The following is a 14,346-nucleotide window of genomic DNA, read 5'->3' on the forward strand; positions in this document are numbered from 1 at the left end:
AAAGGGTGACTGCATGGCGCGATCTGCAGAACCGACCCGGCAGCGCATCCTTGCTGCCGCATACATCCTGTTCCGCCAGCGCGGATATAGCCGCGTCAGCATGGACGAAATTGCGTCGGCGACGAGGGTAACGAAGCGCACGCTCTACAATCATTTTCAAAGCAAGGATCAGCTGCTCGCCTCCGTGCTCGAAGCCCAGAACGAATTGGCCCTGGCCGCGTTCGCGACCTTCGGCGACAAGCTGTCCGGCTCACCGGCGGCGATTGTTGACGGCCTGTTCCGCGACCTCGCGGTCTGGGCGGACAGGCCGCGATGGGCCGGCTCAGGGTTTACCAGATTGGTCATCGAACTGGCGGATCTCCCCGGTCATCCCGCACGCGCAATCGCGCGCCGGCACAAGGCACTGCTGGAAACTCAGCTCGGTGCGCTGCTGAAGCGGGCTGGCGTCTACGACGCTCACCGCCGCGCCCGCGAGATTTGGCTGCTGTCGGAGGGCGCGATCTCCCTGATGCTGGTGCACGGCGATCGAGCCTATGCGACGGCGGCAGCCGACGCCGCCAAGCGACTGCTGCGAAGCTCGTCGCGGCGACGCGGGTGTTAGCTAGATCCCGAGATACTTATGCTGCAGCTCCGGCTCGGCGATCAGCTGCTCGCTGGTGCCGCTCCACACCGTCTTGCCGCGCTCGATGATGTAGTGGCGGTCGGCGATGCGGGCGAGGTTGCCGACGTTCTTGTCGATCACCAGCACCGATTGCCCGCGGCCTTTCAGCATCGACAGGCAGCTCCAGATCTCGTCGCGGATCAGGGGCGCGAGGCCTTCGGTCGCCTCGTCGAGGATCAAAAGCTTCGGGTTGGTCATCAGCGCGCGGCCGATTGCGAGCATCTGCTGCTCGCCGCCGGACAGCGTGACGCCCATATTGCCGGTGCGTTCGGCGAGCCGTGGAAACAGCGCGTGGATTTTTTCCAGCGTCCACGGAGCGGAGGCATTGAGCCGATTGCCTGATGCCGCGACGAGGTTTTCGCGCACCGTCAGGTTCGGGAAGATCTGGCGTCCCTCGGGCACCAGGCCGATGCCGAGCTTTGCAATTCTGTACGACGGCAGGCCGCGCACGGCCTCGCCGGCGAAACGGATGGCGCCGGCGCGGGCAGGCGTGAGCCCCATGATCGAGCGGATGGTCGTGGTCTTGCCCATACCATTGCGGCCCATCAGCGCGACCATCTCGCCGGACTTGATCGTGAGCGACAGGCCGAACAGCACCTGGCTCAGCCCGTAGCAGGTCTCGATGCCATCGACTTCAAGCAAGGTTTCAGCATTTTTCGATTCAACCGATTTTGCTTCAGCCATGGCGCGTCACCGCATGCTGCTCGCCGAGATAGGCGCGCTTGACCTCTTCATCCCTGCGGATCGCGTCCGGCACGCCGCAGGCGATGACGCGGCCATAGACCAGCACCGTGATGCGATCGGCCAGCGCGAATACCGCCTCCATGTCGTGCTCGACCAGGACGATGGTGACTTCCTTGCGCAGCTCCTTGAGCAGCGCGACCATCCGCGCCGACTCGGTGACGCCGAGCCCGGCCATCGGCTCGTCGAGCAGCAGGAGCTGCGGCTTGGTGGCAAGCGCGACCGCGAGCTCGAGCTCGCGCTGCTCGCCATGACTCAGTTGCGACACCACGATATCGGCGCGCCTGCCGAGGCCGACGCGCTCCAGCGCCGCCCGCGCGGCCTCGCGCAGATGCCGCTCCTTGCGCGCATTGCCCCAGAAGCGGAAGGAGTGGCCGTCATGCGCCTGCGCCGCCAGCGCGACATTGTCGATCGCGGAAAAGTCCTTCAGCAGCGAGGTGATCTGGAACGAGCGCGCCAGCCCGAGCCTGGAGCGCTTGTAGGACGGCAGATGCGTGACGTCGCGGCCGGCGAAGCGGATGGCGCCGGAATTCGGCATCACCTGGCCTGTCAGCTGGCTGATCAGCGTCGTCTTGCCGGCGCCGTTGGGGCCGATGATGGCGTGCAGCTCGCCCGGGATCACCTCCATCGAGAGGTTGTCGGTCGCGGTGATGCCGCCGTAGCGACGCACCAGATTGTCGACACGCAGCAGGGGCTCAGCCAAAGAATCAGACACGGCGCATCCTCCCGAGCAGGCCCATGATGCCGCCGCGTGCGAACAGCACGATCAAGAGCAGCACCGGGCCGAGGATCAGTCCCGAATATTCGGTGAATTGCGAGAGCAGCTCCTCGAGCAGGAGATAGACGATCGCGCCGATCACGGGGCCGAACAGCGAGCCCATGCCACCGAGGATCACCATCACCATCAAATCGCCGGAGCGGGTCCAGTACATCACCGCGGGGCTGACGAAATCGGTGTTGTTGGCCAATAGCGCGCCGGCCAGGCCACAGATCGTGCCTGCGATGACGAAACAGACCAGCCGATACCGGTTGGCATGGAAGCCGATCGCCTGCATACGCTGCTCGTTGGAGCGGACGCCCTGCACCACCAAGCCGAAGCGCGAATTGACGATGCGCCAGATCAGATAGAAGCCGCCGAAGAGGCAGGCCAGGCAGAGATAGTAGAACTGGGTGCGGTCGGACAGGTTGATCAGCCCGGCGAAATCGCTGCGCTTGTAGACCGTGAGGCCGTCGTCGCCCCCATAGCGCGACAGCGCGGAGGCGACGTAATAGGCCATCTGCGCGAAGGCGAGCGTGATCATGATGAAATAGACGCCGCGGGTGCGCAGTGAGAGCGAACCGATCAGGAGCGCAAACAGCGCGGAGACGGCGAGCGCCACCGGCCACTGGATGAAGCCGGAGCCGATGCCCTCGGCGGCGAGGATGCCGACGGCATAGCCGCCGATGCCGAGATAGGCGGCATGGCCAAAGCTCATCATGCCGCCATAGCCCATGATCAGATTGAGGCTCGCAGCCGCCAGCGCATAGATCGCGATGCGGGTGAACAGCGTCAGGATGAAGATGTTGCCGGTGGCCGCCGAATAGACCGGCAGCAGGATCAGCGCGGCGCATAGCAGCGCCGCGACGGCGTTGGGGACGTTGAGCTTTCCCGTCATCGTTTGGCCGCCGGGAACAGCCCCTCGGGCCGCAGCACAAGGATGATCGCCATCAGGAGGTAGATCAGCATCGAGGACAGCGCCGGCGCCGCGGTCGAGGCCGCCGCCCCGCTCAACACCTTGCGCAGGAGGTCAGGCAGGAAGGCGCGGCCCATCGTGTCGATGATGCCGACGAAGATCGCGGCCATGAAGGCACCGCGAATCGAGCCGATGCCGCCGATCACGATGATGACGAAGGCCAGGATCAGGATGTTCTCGCCCATGCCGATCTGCACGGTGAGGATCGGCGCCTGCATCAGCCCGGCGAGGCCGGCGAGCGCGGCGCCAAGGCCGAACACCAGCGTGAACAGCAGCTTGATGTTGATGCCGAGCGCCCCGATCATCTCGCGGTTGGAGGCGCCGGCGCGGATCAGCATGCCGACGCGGGTGCGCATCACAACGAGATAGAGCAGTGCGGCGACGGCCAGCGCGACCAGGATGATCGTCAGCCGGTAGGCTGGATAATACACGCCGGGAATGATCTGCACCGGCACGGTGAGCCAGGCCGGCAGCGGCAGCGGCAGGCCGGCCGGGCCCCAGATCAGCCGGACCGCATCGTTGAAGAACAGGATCAGGCCGAACGTCGCCAGCACCTGGTCGAGATGGTCGCGGCCGTAGAGATGCCTGAGCGCGACATATTCGAGCACGATGCCGAGCAGCAAGGTCGCACCCAGCGCCATCAGCGCGCCAAGCACAAAACTGCCGGTCCAGGCCACGAAGGTCGCGGCGAAATAGGCGCCCATCATGTAGAGCGAGCCGTGCGCCAGATTGACGAAATCCATGATGCCGAACACCAGCGTCAGTCCGGCTGCCAGCAGGAACAGCAGCAGGCCGAATTGCAGGCCGTTCAGCAGTTGTTCGACGACGAGATACATGGATCCTTCATATCGGGCTGAAACAAAACAGCGGCAGCGCAAGCACGCCGCCGCATTGCACCTTGCGGGTTCTCCCTCGCCCCGCTCTTGCGGGGCCGGGACGAGCAAAGCTCGCCCTGGGAGGGTTGGGATGAGGGGCTGCCTCCGCAGACCAGATTCGCGGAGAGTTCCCCCTCACCCGATCGCTTCGCGATCGACCTCTCCCCGCAGGCGGGGCGAGGTGAAGAGAAGCAAGCTGCGCGCCAAGACGGCGCAAAAGATCACTTCATCGGACACTTGTCGTGAAATTTGTCCTGGTCGTCCTTGACGATGGTTGCGACCGTCTTCAGGGAGAGCTGGCCGTCGGCGTCCTTGACCACGTCCTGCAGATAGAAGTTCTGGATCGGGATGTGGTTGTTGCCGTACTTGAACGGGCCGCGCAGCGACTTGAAGTTGGCCTTCTCCATCCCCGCCTTCATCGCGTCCTTCTTGGTGAGGTCGCCCTTGACAGCGACGACCGCGCTGTTGATCAGCTGGGCGGCGTCATACGCCTGGGCGCCGTAATAGGTCGGACGCAAGCCGGGATACTTCTTGCGGTAGTCCTCGACGAACTTCTTGTTCTCGGCGTTGGGCAGGTCGTTGACCCATTCCTGCGCGCCGGGGATGCCGATCGCGTTGTCCTTCTGCAGCGGCAGCGACAATTCGTCGATGGTGAAGGCGGTGTAGAGCGGGATCTGCGCCTTGATGCCGGCCTGGGCGTACTGGTTCAGGAACTGGACGCCGGCGGCGCCCGGATAGAACACGAAGATCGACTCGGCCTTGGAGTTGCGCGCCTTGGTCAGCTCGGCGGAGAAGTCGAGCTGGCTCGGCCACACCGTGTATTCCTCGCCGACCACCTCGCCCTTGAAGGTGCTCTTGACGCCCGCCAGCATGTCCTTGCCGGCGGCGTAGTTCGGGCCGATCAGGAATACCGACTTGACGCCCTTCTGGTTCATGTAGAGGCCCATCGCGGCGGGCGTCTGGTCGTTCTGCCAGGAGGTCGAGAACACATAAGGTGAGCACAATTCGCCGGCGAGCTGCGACGGACCGGCGTTGGCCGAGATCAGGAAGGTCTTGCTGTCGACCGCGGTCTTCAGCGACGCCAGCAGCACGTTCGACCAGATGTAGCCGACGATGAAATCGACCTTGTCGGATTGCACCAGCTTCTCGGTCTTCTGCTTGCCGACGTCGGGCTTCTGCTGGTCGTCCTCGTAGATCACCTCGACCGGCTTGCCGTCGATCTTGCGGCCGAGATGGTCGAGCGCGAGCTCGAACGAATTGCGCATGTCGTTGCCGATCACGGCGGTGGGCCCGCTGAAGGTCGAGACGAAGCCGATCTTGACGCTGTCAGCCGCCGTCGCGGGCTGCGCCAGCGCCAATGCCATGGCGCCTGCCAGCCAAAATGCCTTTCTCATATTCACTCCCCTCCTCAACCAAAGATCCCGCAAGGCCGAATCGAGGCCTTGGGAGTCACGCGTTGCGCGCGTCGTTCTGTGACGTATTTTGTGCGCGATATCGCAAGTCCGCAGCAAGCATGAACCGAGCGCGCTCACTTAGAACCTTCGGCGCATACTCCAGCACCTTGCATCATAATTCGTCCAACTCGGCCGTGGCAAGAAATATAATGCCGGTTGCGTAGGCAACGATTGTCGCAGGCCCGGCCTCGCTTCCGACAAGCCGCGCCCCGCAATGCAGCAGGCTTTAACGATCCGGTAAAGCAGGCGGAAACCACGGGCGGGCGAGCGCGCGCGGGCTTCATGGTCCGGAAAGCATCGCCGCGCGAGGCTGCCGCCCAAAGAGGTGCGTCACATGCTGAATTACATCTTCGGCTTCAATGCCCGGATGGGCCGGTTGGCCTTTTTCTTCTGCAGCTTCGTGACCGGCGTCGGCTTCCTGTTGCTGGTGTACGGCATCACGGGCAATGCGCCGGCGAGCGGCCGGACGGACGTGCTGCTCGCGCAGGCCGCGAGCAGCCCCGCGTTGATCTTTGCCTTCTATGGCATGCTCGTCGTCTGCTTCATGCTGCAGTCGATGCGGGTGCGCGACATCGGATGGGATCCGGTCTGCGTGATGGCGGCATGGATCGCCCTCATGGTGCTCGACAGGGCCGTTGCCGGACGATTTCCCGAATATGCGCTGACCTATCAGCACACCGCAACGGTGGTCGGCACCGCCGTCAATGGCGTGATGAACCTGGTGCTGACATTCTGGCCGGGCAACGGCCATGCCGACGAGGCCTCGCCCTTGCCGCGCGAGAGCGGCGGCGATGGCATGTTTGATCGAAACACCCCTCCGGCCGCGGCCGGCAGCCGCATGGCGCGGATTGCCAGCGGCCAATTCGGCGGCAAGTCGCGGTAGGCCGGCTCTCTCCTCGCATCGTCCCGGCGAAGGCCGGGACCCATAACCACCGAATAACTAGATTGTCGAAGCGGGCTGGAGCCCCAGCATCGCAAACCAATTGCATTCGTGGTTATGGGTCCCGGATCGCGCTTCGCTTGTCCGGCACGACATCGAGATTGCGGCGCGATCGGTGCGTTACGAGGGCTGCGGTAGCGACCACCCCCTACCACTGATCCACCGCCCATTCAGCCCCGTCGATCGCGTACGGCGCGTGGCGGAAATCCCTGATCGTCGCGACCTTGTCGGCCGACCAGTCAAGCAGCATGAACGACCGCGGCGGCGCGTCCAGCGCATCGGGAGCGAACACCAGGATCGCCGGACGTCCCTCGACCTGTCCGGTCACCAGGTGCCAGTCGTCGATCTTGGCATAATTGCCGAAGTAGCGTGACACCTCGGCCTTGCCGTTCAGCCGTGTCCGGTTGACGAGCTCGAGCCGGATGTCGTCGGCGATCATGGCGCGGATGGCGTCGAAGTCGCGGGCGTTGAAGTGGCTGACATAGGCGTTCAGCCTGGTGCGATCGGCCGGCGACAGGCCGGGCCGCGGCGCGTCATCCGGTTCGCTCGCGAACGCGCGCAGCTGCGTGCGTCCGCGATGCAGCGCCGCCTTCACCGCCGGCAGGCTGAAATCCATGATGCCGCAGACCTCCTGCAACGAGCAGCCGAGCACGTCCATCAGGATCACGCTGGAGCGCTGCGCCACCGGCAGCCGCATGAAGGTGCGCAGGCTGCTTGCGGCGATCTCGCGACGGCTGACATCATCGAGCTCTGCAGCAATCATGTCCACCTCCTCCGAAGCGTGGAGCGCGTCCTGGCGGTTGCGCCGCCTGAGGAAATCGAGCGCGGTGTTGTGCGCGATCCGGAACAGCCATGCTTGCGGATTCTGGATCGGGGTTGCGGACGCGAAGGCCTGCATCGCCTTGATCGACGCGTCCTGCAGCACGTCCTCGCCGTCGATCACGGAGCCGACCATGCGCGCGCAGTAGCGATGCAGCCTCGGCCGCATCGCCGCCAGCAGCGCCTCGACGTCGGTCGCGGCCGGCGCTTGGGGTGGTGACGTCATGATGGCTCCGCCAGATCGGTCCAGTGCCCGCCGGTTCACGGCTCGTCCAGCATACGATAATTCCCGACAATCACCGCACTGCGAACCAGCGGCGGCTCGGCGCAACGATCCCGGATGCCGTCCTGGAACGCCTGAAACGCGGCCAGCTTCGGGATCGGGCTCGAGCCGTCGTCGGCCGCGGTCTCGACCATATGGATGAAGGTGTCGTCCTCCAGCCGCAGCGTCATGTAGCGCACGCCGTCCGGGCTCGCCGCCTTCAGCTCGGCAAACACCGCCGCCACCAGCGCGGCGTTCTTGTCCGCCAGCTCCGGCTTGGTCTTGTACCTGATCAGGGTCCGTCGCATCGCAGCCTCCTTGGCCTGGTCCTGCGGCCTGAAGCGGCCGCGTCAGACCCAACGACGTTTGTCGACTGCGAAAGGATGCGGCCCGGCAAAATTAATTTTCGGGCGCATCCTTTGCCTGGTCCGGCTCGTCTTGCCTGCGAAGCGCCGCAGCCTGCGGCACGTCAACGGAGAACCCCATGGAGACCCCTGAACAGCGCGCCGAGCAGCGCTGGGTGCTCGGCCTCACCGCGCTGGCATCCTTCATGATGGCGCTGGACGCCATGATCATGACCACGGCCTTCGCCACCATCCGCGCCGATTTCGGCAGCGGGGTGGAGACGCTGCAATGGACCGTCAACGCCTTCAATCTGAGCTTCGCGGTGCTGCTGTTGACCGGTGCGGCGCTCGGCGACCGCTTCGGGCGGCGCCGGATGTTCGCAGCCGGGATCGGCGTGTTCGTCGTGGCTTCGGCGGCGTGCGCGCTGGCCGGCAGCGCCGCTGCACTGATCGCCGCCCGCGCCTTGCAGGGCGCCGGCGCGGCGCTGGTGATGCCGTTGGCGATGGCGATCCTGAGCGGCGCGTTCGGCCGCGAGGAGCGCGCCCGTGCGCTCGGCATTTTCAGCGGCATCACCGGCTGCGCGCTGATCATCGGCCCGGCGATCGGCGGCTTCATTGCCGAGCATCTCGGCTGGCGCTGGATCTTCTGGATCAATTTGCCGATCGGCCTGATCGCGATTGCCCTCGTGATCGCCCGCCTGCGTGAAAGTTTCGGACCAGCGGCGCCGCTCGATATCATCGGACTGTCGCTGGTCGCGCTCGCGGCGCTGGCCCTGGTCTGGGGCCTGCTGCGCGGCAACAGCGTCGGATGGGCCAGCGCGGAAGTCACCGGCGCGTTGATCGCAGGCGTCGCGCTTTCGGTGATGTTCGTGCTGTGGGAGCAGCGTACGACGAGCCCGATGGTGCCGATGCGGCTGTTCGCGGCGCGGCCGTTTGCATCCGGCATGGCGGCGAGCGTGCTGTTCTACGCCGCGATGTATGGTGTGCTGTTCCTGCTGCCGCAGTTCCTGCAGATCGTGCTCGGCTTCGATGCGTTCGGCGCCGGGCTTCGCCTGATCCCATGGACCGCGACGCTGTTCGTCACGGCGCCGATCGCCGGCGCCGTCGTCAACCGGTTCGGCGAGCGCACGCTTGTGGTCGCCGGCCTGCTGATGCAGGCGGTCGGGCTCGGCTGGATCAGCGAGATCGTGAGCCCCACGGTGCCCTATTCCGCGCTGGTCGCGCCGCTGGTGCTCGCCGGAATCGGCGTCTCGATGGCGATGCCCGCGGCGCAGAACGCGGTGCTCAGTGCGGTTGCGGTCAACGAGATGGGCAAGGCATCGGGCATCTTCAACATGGGCCGCTTCCTCGGCGGGATGTTCGGCATCGCGGCGCTGGTGGCGAGCTTCTCGGCCAACGGCGCGGCCGATTCATCCGGACATTTCAGTAATGGATTCGCGGCGGCGATGAGCCTTGCAGCAATGCTGTCATTCGCCGGTGCGGTCGCGGGACTGTTTCTGCCGATGCGACGACGGGTCGCCGCCGCGCCCGCGCCCCTGGATGCGTGAGATGCGCAGCGATTGGGTTTCGCTATCGGGCGATCGGGCATTTCGTGTTGGAATGAGGCCGTCAATGACTACATAATCAGACGACGAAGCCGTTCGAAACCGAGGGCGACATCCGATGACGCAAGCGCCGGCCAAACCTCATCGCGTGGTGATCGTCGGCGCCGGCTTCGGCGGATTGGAAACGGCCTTCGGCCTCGCCGGCGCGCCGGTCGAAATCACCTTGATCGACCGCCGCAACCACCATCTGTTCCAGCCATTGCTCTACCAGGTCGCAACCGCGTCGCTTGCCACCAGCGAGATCGCATGGCCGATCCGCTATCTCCTGCGCGACCGGCCCGAGGTGACGACGCTGTTCGCCAATGTCTGCGGTGTCGACGCGGCGGCGAAGCAGGTCGAGCTCGATGACGGCGGCAGCATTCCCTACGACACGCTGGTCCTCGCCACCGGCGCACGCCACGCCTATTTCGGCCATGACGAATGGGAACCGTTCGCGCCCGGCCTGAAGACGCTGGAAGACGCGACCACCTTGCGGCGTCGCATCCTGGTCGCCTTCGAGCGCGCCGAGCGCGAGACCGACCCTGACAAGCGCGCGGCGCTGCTCACCTTCGTCATCATCGGCGCCGGGCCGACCGGCGTCGAGATGGCCGGCACCATCGCCGACCTCGCCAAAGACACGCTGCCGCAAGACTTCCGCCACATCGACACCCGCAAGGCGCGTGTGGTGCTGATCGAGGCCGGGCCGCGCGTGCTGGCCGGATTCCCGGACGATCTCTCGGCCTATGCGCAGGCATCGCTGGAGAAACTCGGCGTCGAGGTGATGCTCGGCCAGCCGGTCACCGAATGCTCGGCCGACGGCGTGGTGTTCGGCGGCAAGCGGCTGGAGGCCCGCACCATCGTCTGGGCCGCCGGCGTACGCGCCTCACGAGCTGCCGAGTGGCTGAACGCGCCGGCGGATCGCGCTCACCGGCTGCAGGTCGAGCCGGATCTGACCGTACCCGGCCATCCCGATATCTTCGCGGTCGGCGACACCGTCACCATCAAGGGCCCCGACGGCAGTCCGGTGCCCGGCATCGCGCCGGCCGCCAAGCAGGAGGGGCGCTACGTCGCAGCCCTGATCAAGGCCCGGCTCGACGGCAAGACGCTGCCGCCGTTCCGCTACAAGCATGCCGGCAGCCTCGCCCAGATCGGCAAGAAGAAGGCGGTGATCGATTTCGGCTGGCTCAAGCTGCGCGGCTCGCTGGCATGGTGGATCTGGGGCCTCGCCCACATCTACTTCCTGATCGGCGTGCGCCACCGGATTGCGGTGGCGATGAACTGGCTCTGGATCCACACCCGCGACCAGCGCGCCGCGCGGCTGATCACCCAAGGCAGCAGCAAGGTGGCGCAGTAAGCCCGCTTGCGCGCGCAACCCTAGCCCCGTCATCCTGAGGAGCGGCCTTTGGCCGCGTCTCGAAGGATGCACGGCCCCCGATTGCTCGGCGTGCGTTGATCGTCTCACGGTGAGTGTGGGGCCGTCGATCCTTCGAGACGGCCGCTTTGCGGCCTCCTCAGGATGACGGAAAACGAGCTACATGGGCACGCCGTCTCTCAGACGATCACCTGATGCGGTGAGCGGCAGAATGCAGCCTTCGTGCGCCGATGCTACTTCACCAGCGGGCACCCACCATCCGCCAGCGGCCGGAATGCCTGCTCGGCCGGGATGGTCGCGATCAGCCTGTAATAGTCGTAGGGGTATTTCGACTCGTCCGGCTTCTTCACCTCGAACAGATACATCGGATGGATGACCCGGCCGTCCTGGCGGATCGTGGTGTCGCCGAACAGTTTGTCTTTGCCCTTGAAGGTCTTCATCTGCGGCACCACGAGCTTGGCGTCGTCGCTGCCGGTGGCAGCCACCGCATTGAGGTAGGCGAGCGTCGCGGCGTAGACGCCGGCCTGGTTGCCGCTCGGCATCTTGCCGTTCATGCCGGGACGCGCGGCGAAGCGCTTTGCGAACGCACGGGTGTCGTCATTCATGTCCCAGTAGAAGGCTTCCAGCAGTTGCAGGCCCTGCGCCACCTTCAGGCCCATGCCGTGGATGTCGTTCACAAACAGCAGGAACGCCACCATGGTCTGGCCGCCCTCCTGGATGCCGAACTCGGCCGCCTGCTTCACCGCATTGATGGTGTCGCCGCCGGCATTGGCAAGCCCGATCACCTTCGCTTTCGAGTTCTGCGCCTGCAGCAGGAAGGAGGCGAAGTCCGAGGTGCCGAGCGGATGCTTGCTCGATCCCAGCACCTTGCCGCCGTGCTTCTCGATGTAGTTGGTCGCCTCGGCTTCAATGCCTTTGCCGAGGGCGTAGTCGACCGTCACAAAATACCAGTCCTTGCCGCCGCGCTGCATCATCGCGGCCGCGGTGGTATTGCCGGTCGCCCAGGCGTCGTTGACCCATTGGATGGTGTTCGGCGAGCAGGCCTTGCCGGTGAGATCGGAGCTCGCGGTCGACGACGCCAGGAACGTCATCCTGGAATCGCGCAGCACGGTGTTGATGGCGAGGCCAACGGCCGAGTTCGGCACGTCGACGATGGCGTCGACGCCTTCGACATCGAGCCATTTGCGCGCGATCGCCGATCCCACGTCAGCCTTGTTCTGGTGATCGGCATAGACGATCTCGACCTTGATGCCCTTAGCCCCGCCGTTGAAATCCTCGGCGGCCATCCGCGCGGCCTCCACCGAGCCCATGCCATTGGTATCTTGAAAGATGCCGGAAATGTCGTTGAGCACGCCGACGCGCACGACATTGTCGGATATCTCCGCGCGTGCGCTGCCCGCCGCGCAAGCCAACGCAAACGCGAGTCCGATTCTAAATCGTCCGATCCCGAAGCCACTCATCGATCGCATCCCCCGTTTCTCCTCAGCTAACCCGTTGCCGGCCTCAAGTGTCCCGTCAGGCCGGCGTGATCTCGACCGGCAGGCTGCTCAGCCCGCGCAGCGTGTTGTTGAAAAGCCGCTTCGGCTCGCCCGTGATTTCGATGCTGGCGACGCGGCGTGCCAGCGCCGCCATCATCACCTCGCCTTCGAGGCGGGCGACCAGCTGGCCGACACACATGTGGATGCCCGAGCCGTAACCGACATGCCCCGAGGTGCGGCGCGTGATGTCGTAGCTATCGGGGTTTTCCCAGCGGCGCGGATCGCGGTTGGCCGCGGCGAGGAACATCAGCACCTTCTCGCCTTCGGGAATGCTTTCACCGCTGAGCTCGACGTCGCGGGTCGTGGTGCGGAAGAAGGTCTGCACCGGACTTTCGAACCGCACGGCCTCCTCGAACGCGTTGCGCGCCAGCGTCGGATCGCTGCGCAACTTCTCGAACTGATCCGGGAAGCGCGCGAGGCAGTAGACGGCGGCGCCGATGCCGTTGACGGTGGTGTCGAGCCCGGCTGACAGCAGCGACCGCACCAATAGCGGCGCCTCGGTCGCGGTGATGGCGCCGCTGTCGACATGGGCGTGGATGCAGGCGCCGATGCCATCAGGGGCGAGATTGTCGCGCTGGCACTGCTCGGCGACATAGGCCTGGTGCGGCGCCGAGCGCTCGATCGCCTGCTTGCGCAGTTCGTTCGGTGGGCCGAAGGCGTTGAACACCAGGCTCGCATAGGGCAGCAAATTCTCGCGGCCCTCGGGCCGCAGGCCGAGCGCATCCGGGAAGATCGACAGCGGAAAGGCTTCGGCAAGGTCCGCGATCGCGTCGAACCGGCGCTTCTCCAGCAGCACGTCGAGGCGGGCCTCCGCGGCCGCGGCAAACTGCCCGCGAAGCTGCTTCATCACGGTCGCCGACAGCACCGTGCTCAGCACGGCGCGGGTCCGGGTGTGGGCGGGCGGATCGGCCTCCAGGATCAGGCTCGGCGGCCGCCACGGCTTCTCCTTGGCGAAGTCGCTGAGGCCGACGCCGCGGCTGGAGCAGAACGTCGCAGGATCGTTCAGGACCGCATGGACCTCGGCGTAGCGAGCCACGCCATAGACATTCCACTTGTCGAGATAGACCACCGGCCCGGCATCGCGCAGCCGCTGATGGGTCGGGAACGGATCGGCGAAGAACTCGAGCGCGAACGGATCGACGTCGAGATGCGGGACGGATGTCCCCCCTGCTGCAGTCATCAGGACCTCCCGAGATTTGTTCTTGTCAACACGGGCCGCATGTCACTTGCTCCCGAACGGTTTCGCGGCGATGATTTGACAGATGAGCAGCCAGCCCCTCCCCCGAAAGCCCCGCCGGCCCAGACCGGCCGATCCCGCAGACGCCACCGATGGCCCGGTGCTGGACCTCAATCGCTATGTGCCGGCGTTCATCACCTTCATCGGCAACAAGCTGTCGAACAGCGCCACCGCATTTTACCAGAAGAATTTCGGCGTCAACGTCACCGAGTGGCGAATCATCTCGCAACTGGCGATCGAGCCCGGGATTCCGGCCTCCCGGATCTGCCAGGTGATCGGTTTCGACAAGGGGCCGGTCAGCCGCAACCTCGCGGCGCTGCAAAAGCGCGGTCTGCTGACGATCCGCACCGCACCCGACGACGGCCGCACCCATTCGATCACCCTGACCGCGCGCGGCCGCGCCATCCACGACAAGGTCATCGTCGCAGCGCTGGAGCGCGAGCGGCGGCTGCTGTCGTGCCTGAAGAAGGATGAGCGCGAGGTGCTGATCGACCTGCTGCGCCGGCTGCACGAGAATCTCGGCGCCGTGACCGGGCAAGGCGCGAGCTGACGGCACAGCTGAGCCACCGGCGGGCTGCGGTTCCGCGGTATTTGCCCGATCGTCTATGTGTGCTGCTCGCGCGCTGCTGCGCAACATCGTCCTCCCAAAAGAACGGCCGTTGACCGGCCTTGTCCCTACGGGGACGAAAACTCGCACAGACTAGTTGCTATGGCAACTATAAAGGTGAGCGAATGCGGCCCCCATGCCGAGACTTGTACGTCGCCGTCAGGTCAGGTGAGCACGCTG

General features: G+C 65.5%; 14 protein-coding genes. 5 read left to right on the plus strand and 9 right to left on the minus strand.

All coding sequences use genetic code 11. The annotated features are described in order from the left end of the window. Positions 1 to 13: 13 nt before the first annotated feature. Complete coding sequence (locus ACVIW0_RS35725) at positions 14 to 601, plus strand: TetR/AcrR family transcriptional regulator (RefSeq protein ID WP_461356614.1); 588 nt, start codon at positions 14 to 16, stop codon at positions 599 to 601. Here the strand turns inward: ACVIW0_RS35725 and ACVIW0_RS35730 are convergent, their stop codons facing one another. The 5 genes from ACVIW0_RS35730 to ACVIW0_RS35750 form a co-directional block, all read right to left on the minus strand. Beyond that, on the minus strand, positions 602 to 1,345 hold the full coding sequence (locus tag ACVIW0_RS35730; protein WP_461356615.1) for an ABC transporter ATP-binding protein: 744 nt from the start codon (positions 1,343 to 1,345) through the stop codon (positions 602 to 604). Then, positions 1,338 to 2,105: an ABC transporter ATP-binding protein gene (locus ACVIW0_RS35735; protein WP_461357522.1), complete on the minus strand. Its 768-nt coding sequence runs from the start codon at positions 2,103 to 2,105 to the stop codon at positions 1,338 to 1,340. Before ACVIW0_RS35735 ends, ACVIW0_RS35730 begins: the two co-directional genes overlap by 8 nt. A 4-nt stretch (positions 2,106 to 2,109) precedes the next feature. Then, positions 2,110 to 3,057: a branched-chain amino acid ABC transporter permease gene (locus ACVIW0_RS35740; protein WP_461356616.1), complete on the minus strand. Its 948-nt coding sequence runs from the start codon at positions 3,055 to 3,057 to the stop codon at positions 2,110 to 2,112. Then, on the minus strand, positions 3,054 to 3,971 hold the full coding sequence (locus tag ACVIW0_RS35745; RefSeq protein ID WP_461356617.1) for a branched-chain amino acid ABC transporter permease: 918 nt from the start codon (positions 3,969 to 3,971) through the stop codon (positions 3,054 to 3,056). The genes ACVIW0_RS35740 and ACVIW0_RS35745 overlap by 4 nt, the downstream gene beginning before the upstream one ends. Before the next feature lie 260 nt (positions 3,972 to 4,231). After that, on the minus strand, positions 4,232 to 5,404 hold the full coding sequence (locus tag ACVIW0_RS35750) for an ABC transporter substrate-binding protein (protein ID WP_461356618.1): 1,173 nt from the start codon (positions 5,402 to 5,404) through the stop codon (positions 4,232 to 4,234). A gap of 394 nt (positions 5,405 to 5,798) precedes the next feature. On the opposite strand from ACVIW0_RS35750, the gene ACVIW0_RS35755 reads away from it, so the two are divergent. Beyond that, on the plus strand, positions 5,799 to 6,347 hold the full coding sequence (locus tag ACVIW0_RS35755; protein ID WP_461356619.1) for a DUF805 domain-containing protein: 549 nt from the start codon (positions 5,799 to 5,801) through the stop codon (positions 6,345 to 6,347). Positions 6,348 to 6,552: 205 nt separating this feature from the next. Here ACVIW0_RS35755 and ACVIW0_RS35760 read toward each other — a convergent pair whose 3' ends face one another. Together ACVIW0_RS35760 and ACVIW0_RS35765 are read right to left on the minus strand one after the other, a co-directional pair. Continuing rightward, positions 6,553 to 7,449, minus strand: coding sequence for a sigma-70 family RNA polymerase sigma factor (locus ACVIW0_RS35760; protein WP_461356620.1), 897 nt, complete (start codon positions 7,447 to 7,449; stop codon positions 6,553 to 6,555). A 35-nt stretch (positions 7,450 to 7,484) separates the two neighbouring features. Then, positions 7,485 to 7,793, minus strand: a complete 309-nt coding sequence (locus ACVIW0_RS35765) for a hypothetical protein (RefSeq protein WP_461356621.1) — start codon at positions 7,791 to 7,793, stop codon at positions 7,485 to 7,487. A 176-nt stretch (positions 7,794 to 7,969) separates the two neighbouring features. Here ACVIW0_RS35765 and ACVIW0_RS35770 point away from each other — a divergent pair, with 176 nt between their 5' ends. Further along, complete coding sequence (locus tag ACVIW0_RS35770) at positions 7,970 to 9,376, plus strand: DHA2 family efflux MFS transporter permease subunit (RefSeq protein WP_461356622.1); 1,407 nt, start codon at positions 7,970 to 7,972, stop codon at positions 9,374 to 9,376. A gap of 115 nt (positions 9,377 to 9,491) precedes the next feature. Continuing rightward, positions 9,492 to 10,766 (plus strand): NAD(P)/FAD-dependent oxidoreductase, encoded by a 1,275-nt coding sequence (locus ACVIW0_RS35775; RefSeq protein ID WP_461356623.1) that lies wholly within the window; start codon positions 9,492 to 9,494, stop codon positions 10,764 to 10,766. A 251-nt stretch (positions 10,767 to 11,017) separates the two neighbouring features. Here ACVIW0_RS35775 and ACVIW0_RS35780 read toward each other — a convergent pair whose 3' ends face one another. Beyond that, complete coding sequence (locus ACVIW0_RS35780; protein WP_461356624.1) at positions 11,018 to 12,253, minus strand: ABC transporter substrate-binding protein; 1,236 nt, start codon at positions 12,251 to 12,253, stop codon at positions 11,018 to 11,020. Between the two features lie 46 nt (positions 12,254 to 12,299). After that, positions 12,300 to 13,502 (minus strand): cytochrome P450, encoded by a 1,203-nt coding sequence (locus ACVIW0_RS35785; protein ID WP_461356625.1) that lies wholly within the window; start codon positions 13,500 to 13,502, stop codon positions 12,300 to 12,302. Positions 13,503 to 13,584: 82 nt separating this feature from the next. Here ACVIW0_RS35785 and ACVIW0_RS35790 point away from each other — a divergent pair, with 82 nt between their 5' ends. Then, a complete protein-coding gene (locus tag ACVIW0_RS35790) occupies positions 13,585 to 14,109 on the plus strand; it encodes a MarR family winged helix-turn-helix transcriptional regulator (protein ID WP_461356626.1) in 525 nt (174 codons plus the stop codon). The last annotated feature ends 237 nt before the right edge of the window (positions 14,110 to 14,346 follow it).

This window comes from Bradyrhizobium sp. USDA 4454 (assembly GCF_054822705.1).

Excerpts from the sequence above, each read along its gene's own strand:
- ACVIW0_RS35780 (WP_461356624.1), bottom strand. The coding sequence starts at position 12,253 with ATGCGATCGATGAGTGGCTTCGGGATCGGACGATTTAGAATCGGACTC.
- ACVIW0_RS35770 (WP_461356622.1), top strand. The coding sequence starts at position 7,970 with ATGGAGACCCCTGAACAGCGCGCCGAGCAGCGCTGGGTGCTCGGCCTC.
- ACVIW0_RS35775 (WP_461356623.1), top strand. The coding sequence starts at position 9,492 with ATGACGCAAGCGCCGGCCAAACCTCATCGCGTGGTGATCGTCGGCGCC.
- ACVIW0_RS35755 (WP_461356619.1), top strand. The coding sequence starts at position 5,799 with ATGCTGAATTACATCTTCGGCTTCAATGCCCGGATGGGCCGGTTGGCC.
- ACVIW0_RS35760 (WP_461356620.1), bottom strand. The coding sequence starts at position 7,449 with ATGACGTCACCACCCCAAGCGCCGGCCGCGACCGACGTCGAGGCGCTG.
- ACVIW0_RS35790 (WP_461356626.1), top strand. The coding sequence starts at position 13,585 with ATGAGCAGCCAGCCCCTCCCCCGAAAGCCCCGCCGGCCCAGACCGGCC.
- ACVIW0_RS35730 (WP_461356615.1), bottom strand. The coding sequence starts at position 1,345 with ATGGCTGAAGCAAAATCGGTTGAATCGAAAAATGCTGAAACCTTGCTT.
- ACVIW0_RS35765 (WP_461356621.1), bottom strand. The coding sequence starts at position 7,793 with ATGCGACGGACCCTGATCAGGTACAAGACCAAGCCGGAGCTGGCGGAC.
- ACVIW0_RS35785 (WP_461356625.1), bottom strand. The coding sequence starts at position 13,502 with ATGACTGCAGCAGGGGGGACATCCGTCCCGCATCTCGACGTCGATCCG.
- ACVIW0_RS35750 (WP_461356618.1), bottom strand. The coding sequence starts at position 5,404 with ATGAGAAAGGCATTTTGGCTGGCAGGCGCCATGGCATTGGCGCTGGCG.
- ACVIW0_RS35740 (WP_461356616.1), bottom strand. The coding sequence starts at position 3,057 with ATGACGGGAAAGCTCAACGTCCCCAACGCCGTCGCGGCGCTGCTATGC.
- ACVIW0_RS35745 (WP_461356617.1), bottom strand. The coding sequence starts at position 3,971 with ATGTATCTCGTCGTCGAACAACTGCTGAACGGCCTGCAATTCGGCCTG.
- ACVIW0_RS35725 (WP_461356614.1), top strand. The coding sequence starts at position 14 with ATGGCGCGATCTGCAGAACCGACCCGGCAGCGCATCCTTGCTGCCGCA.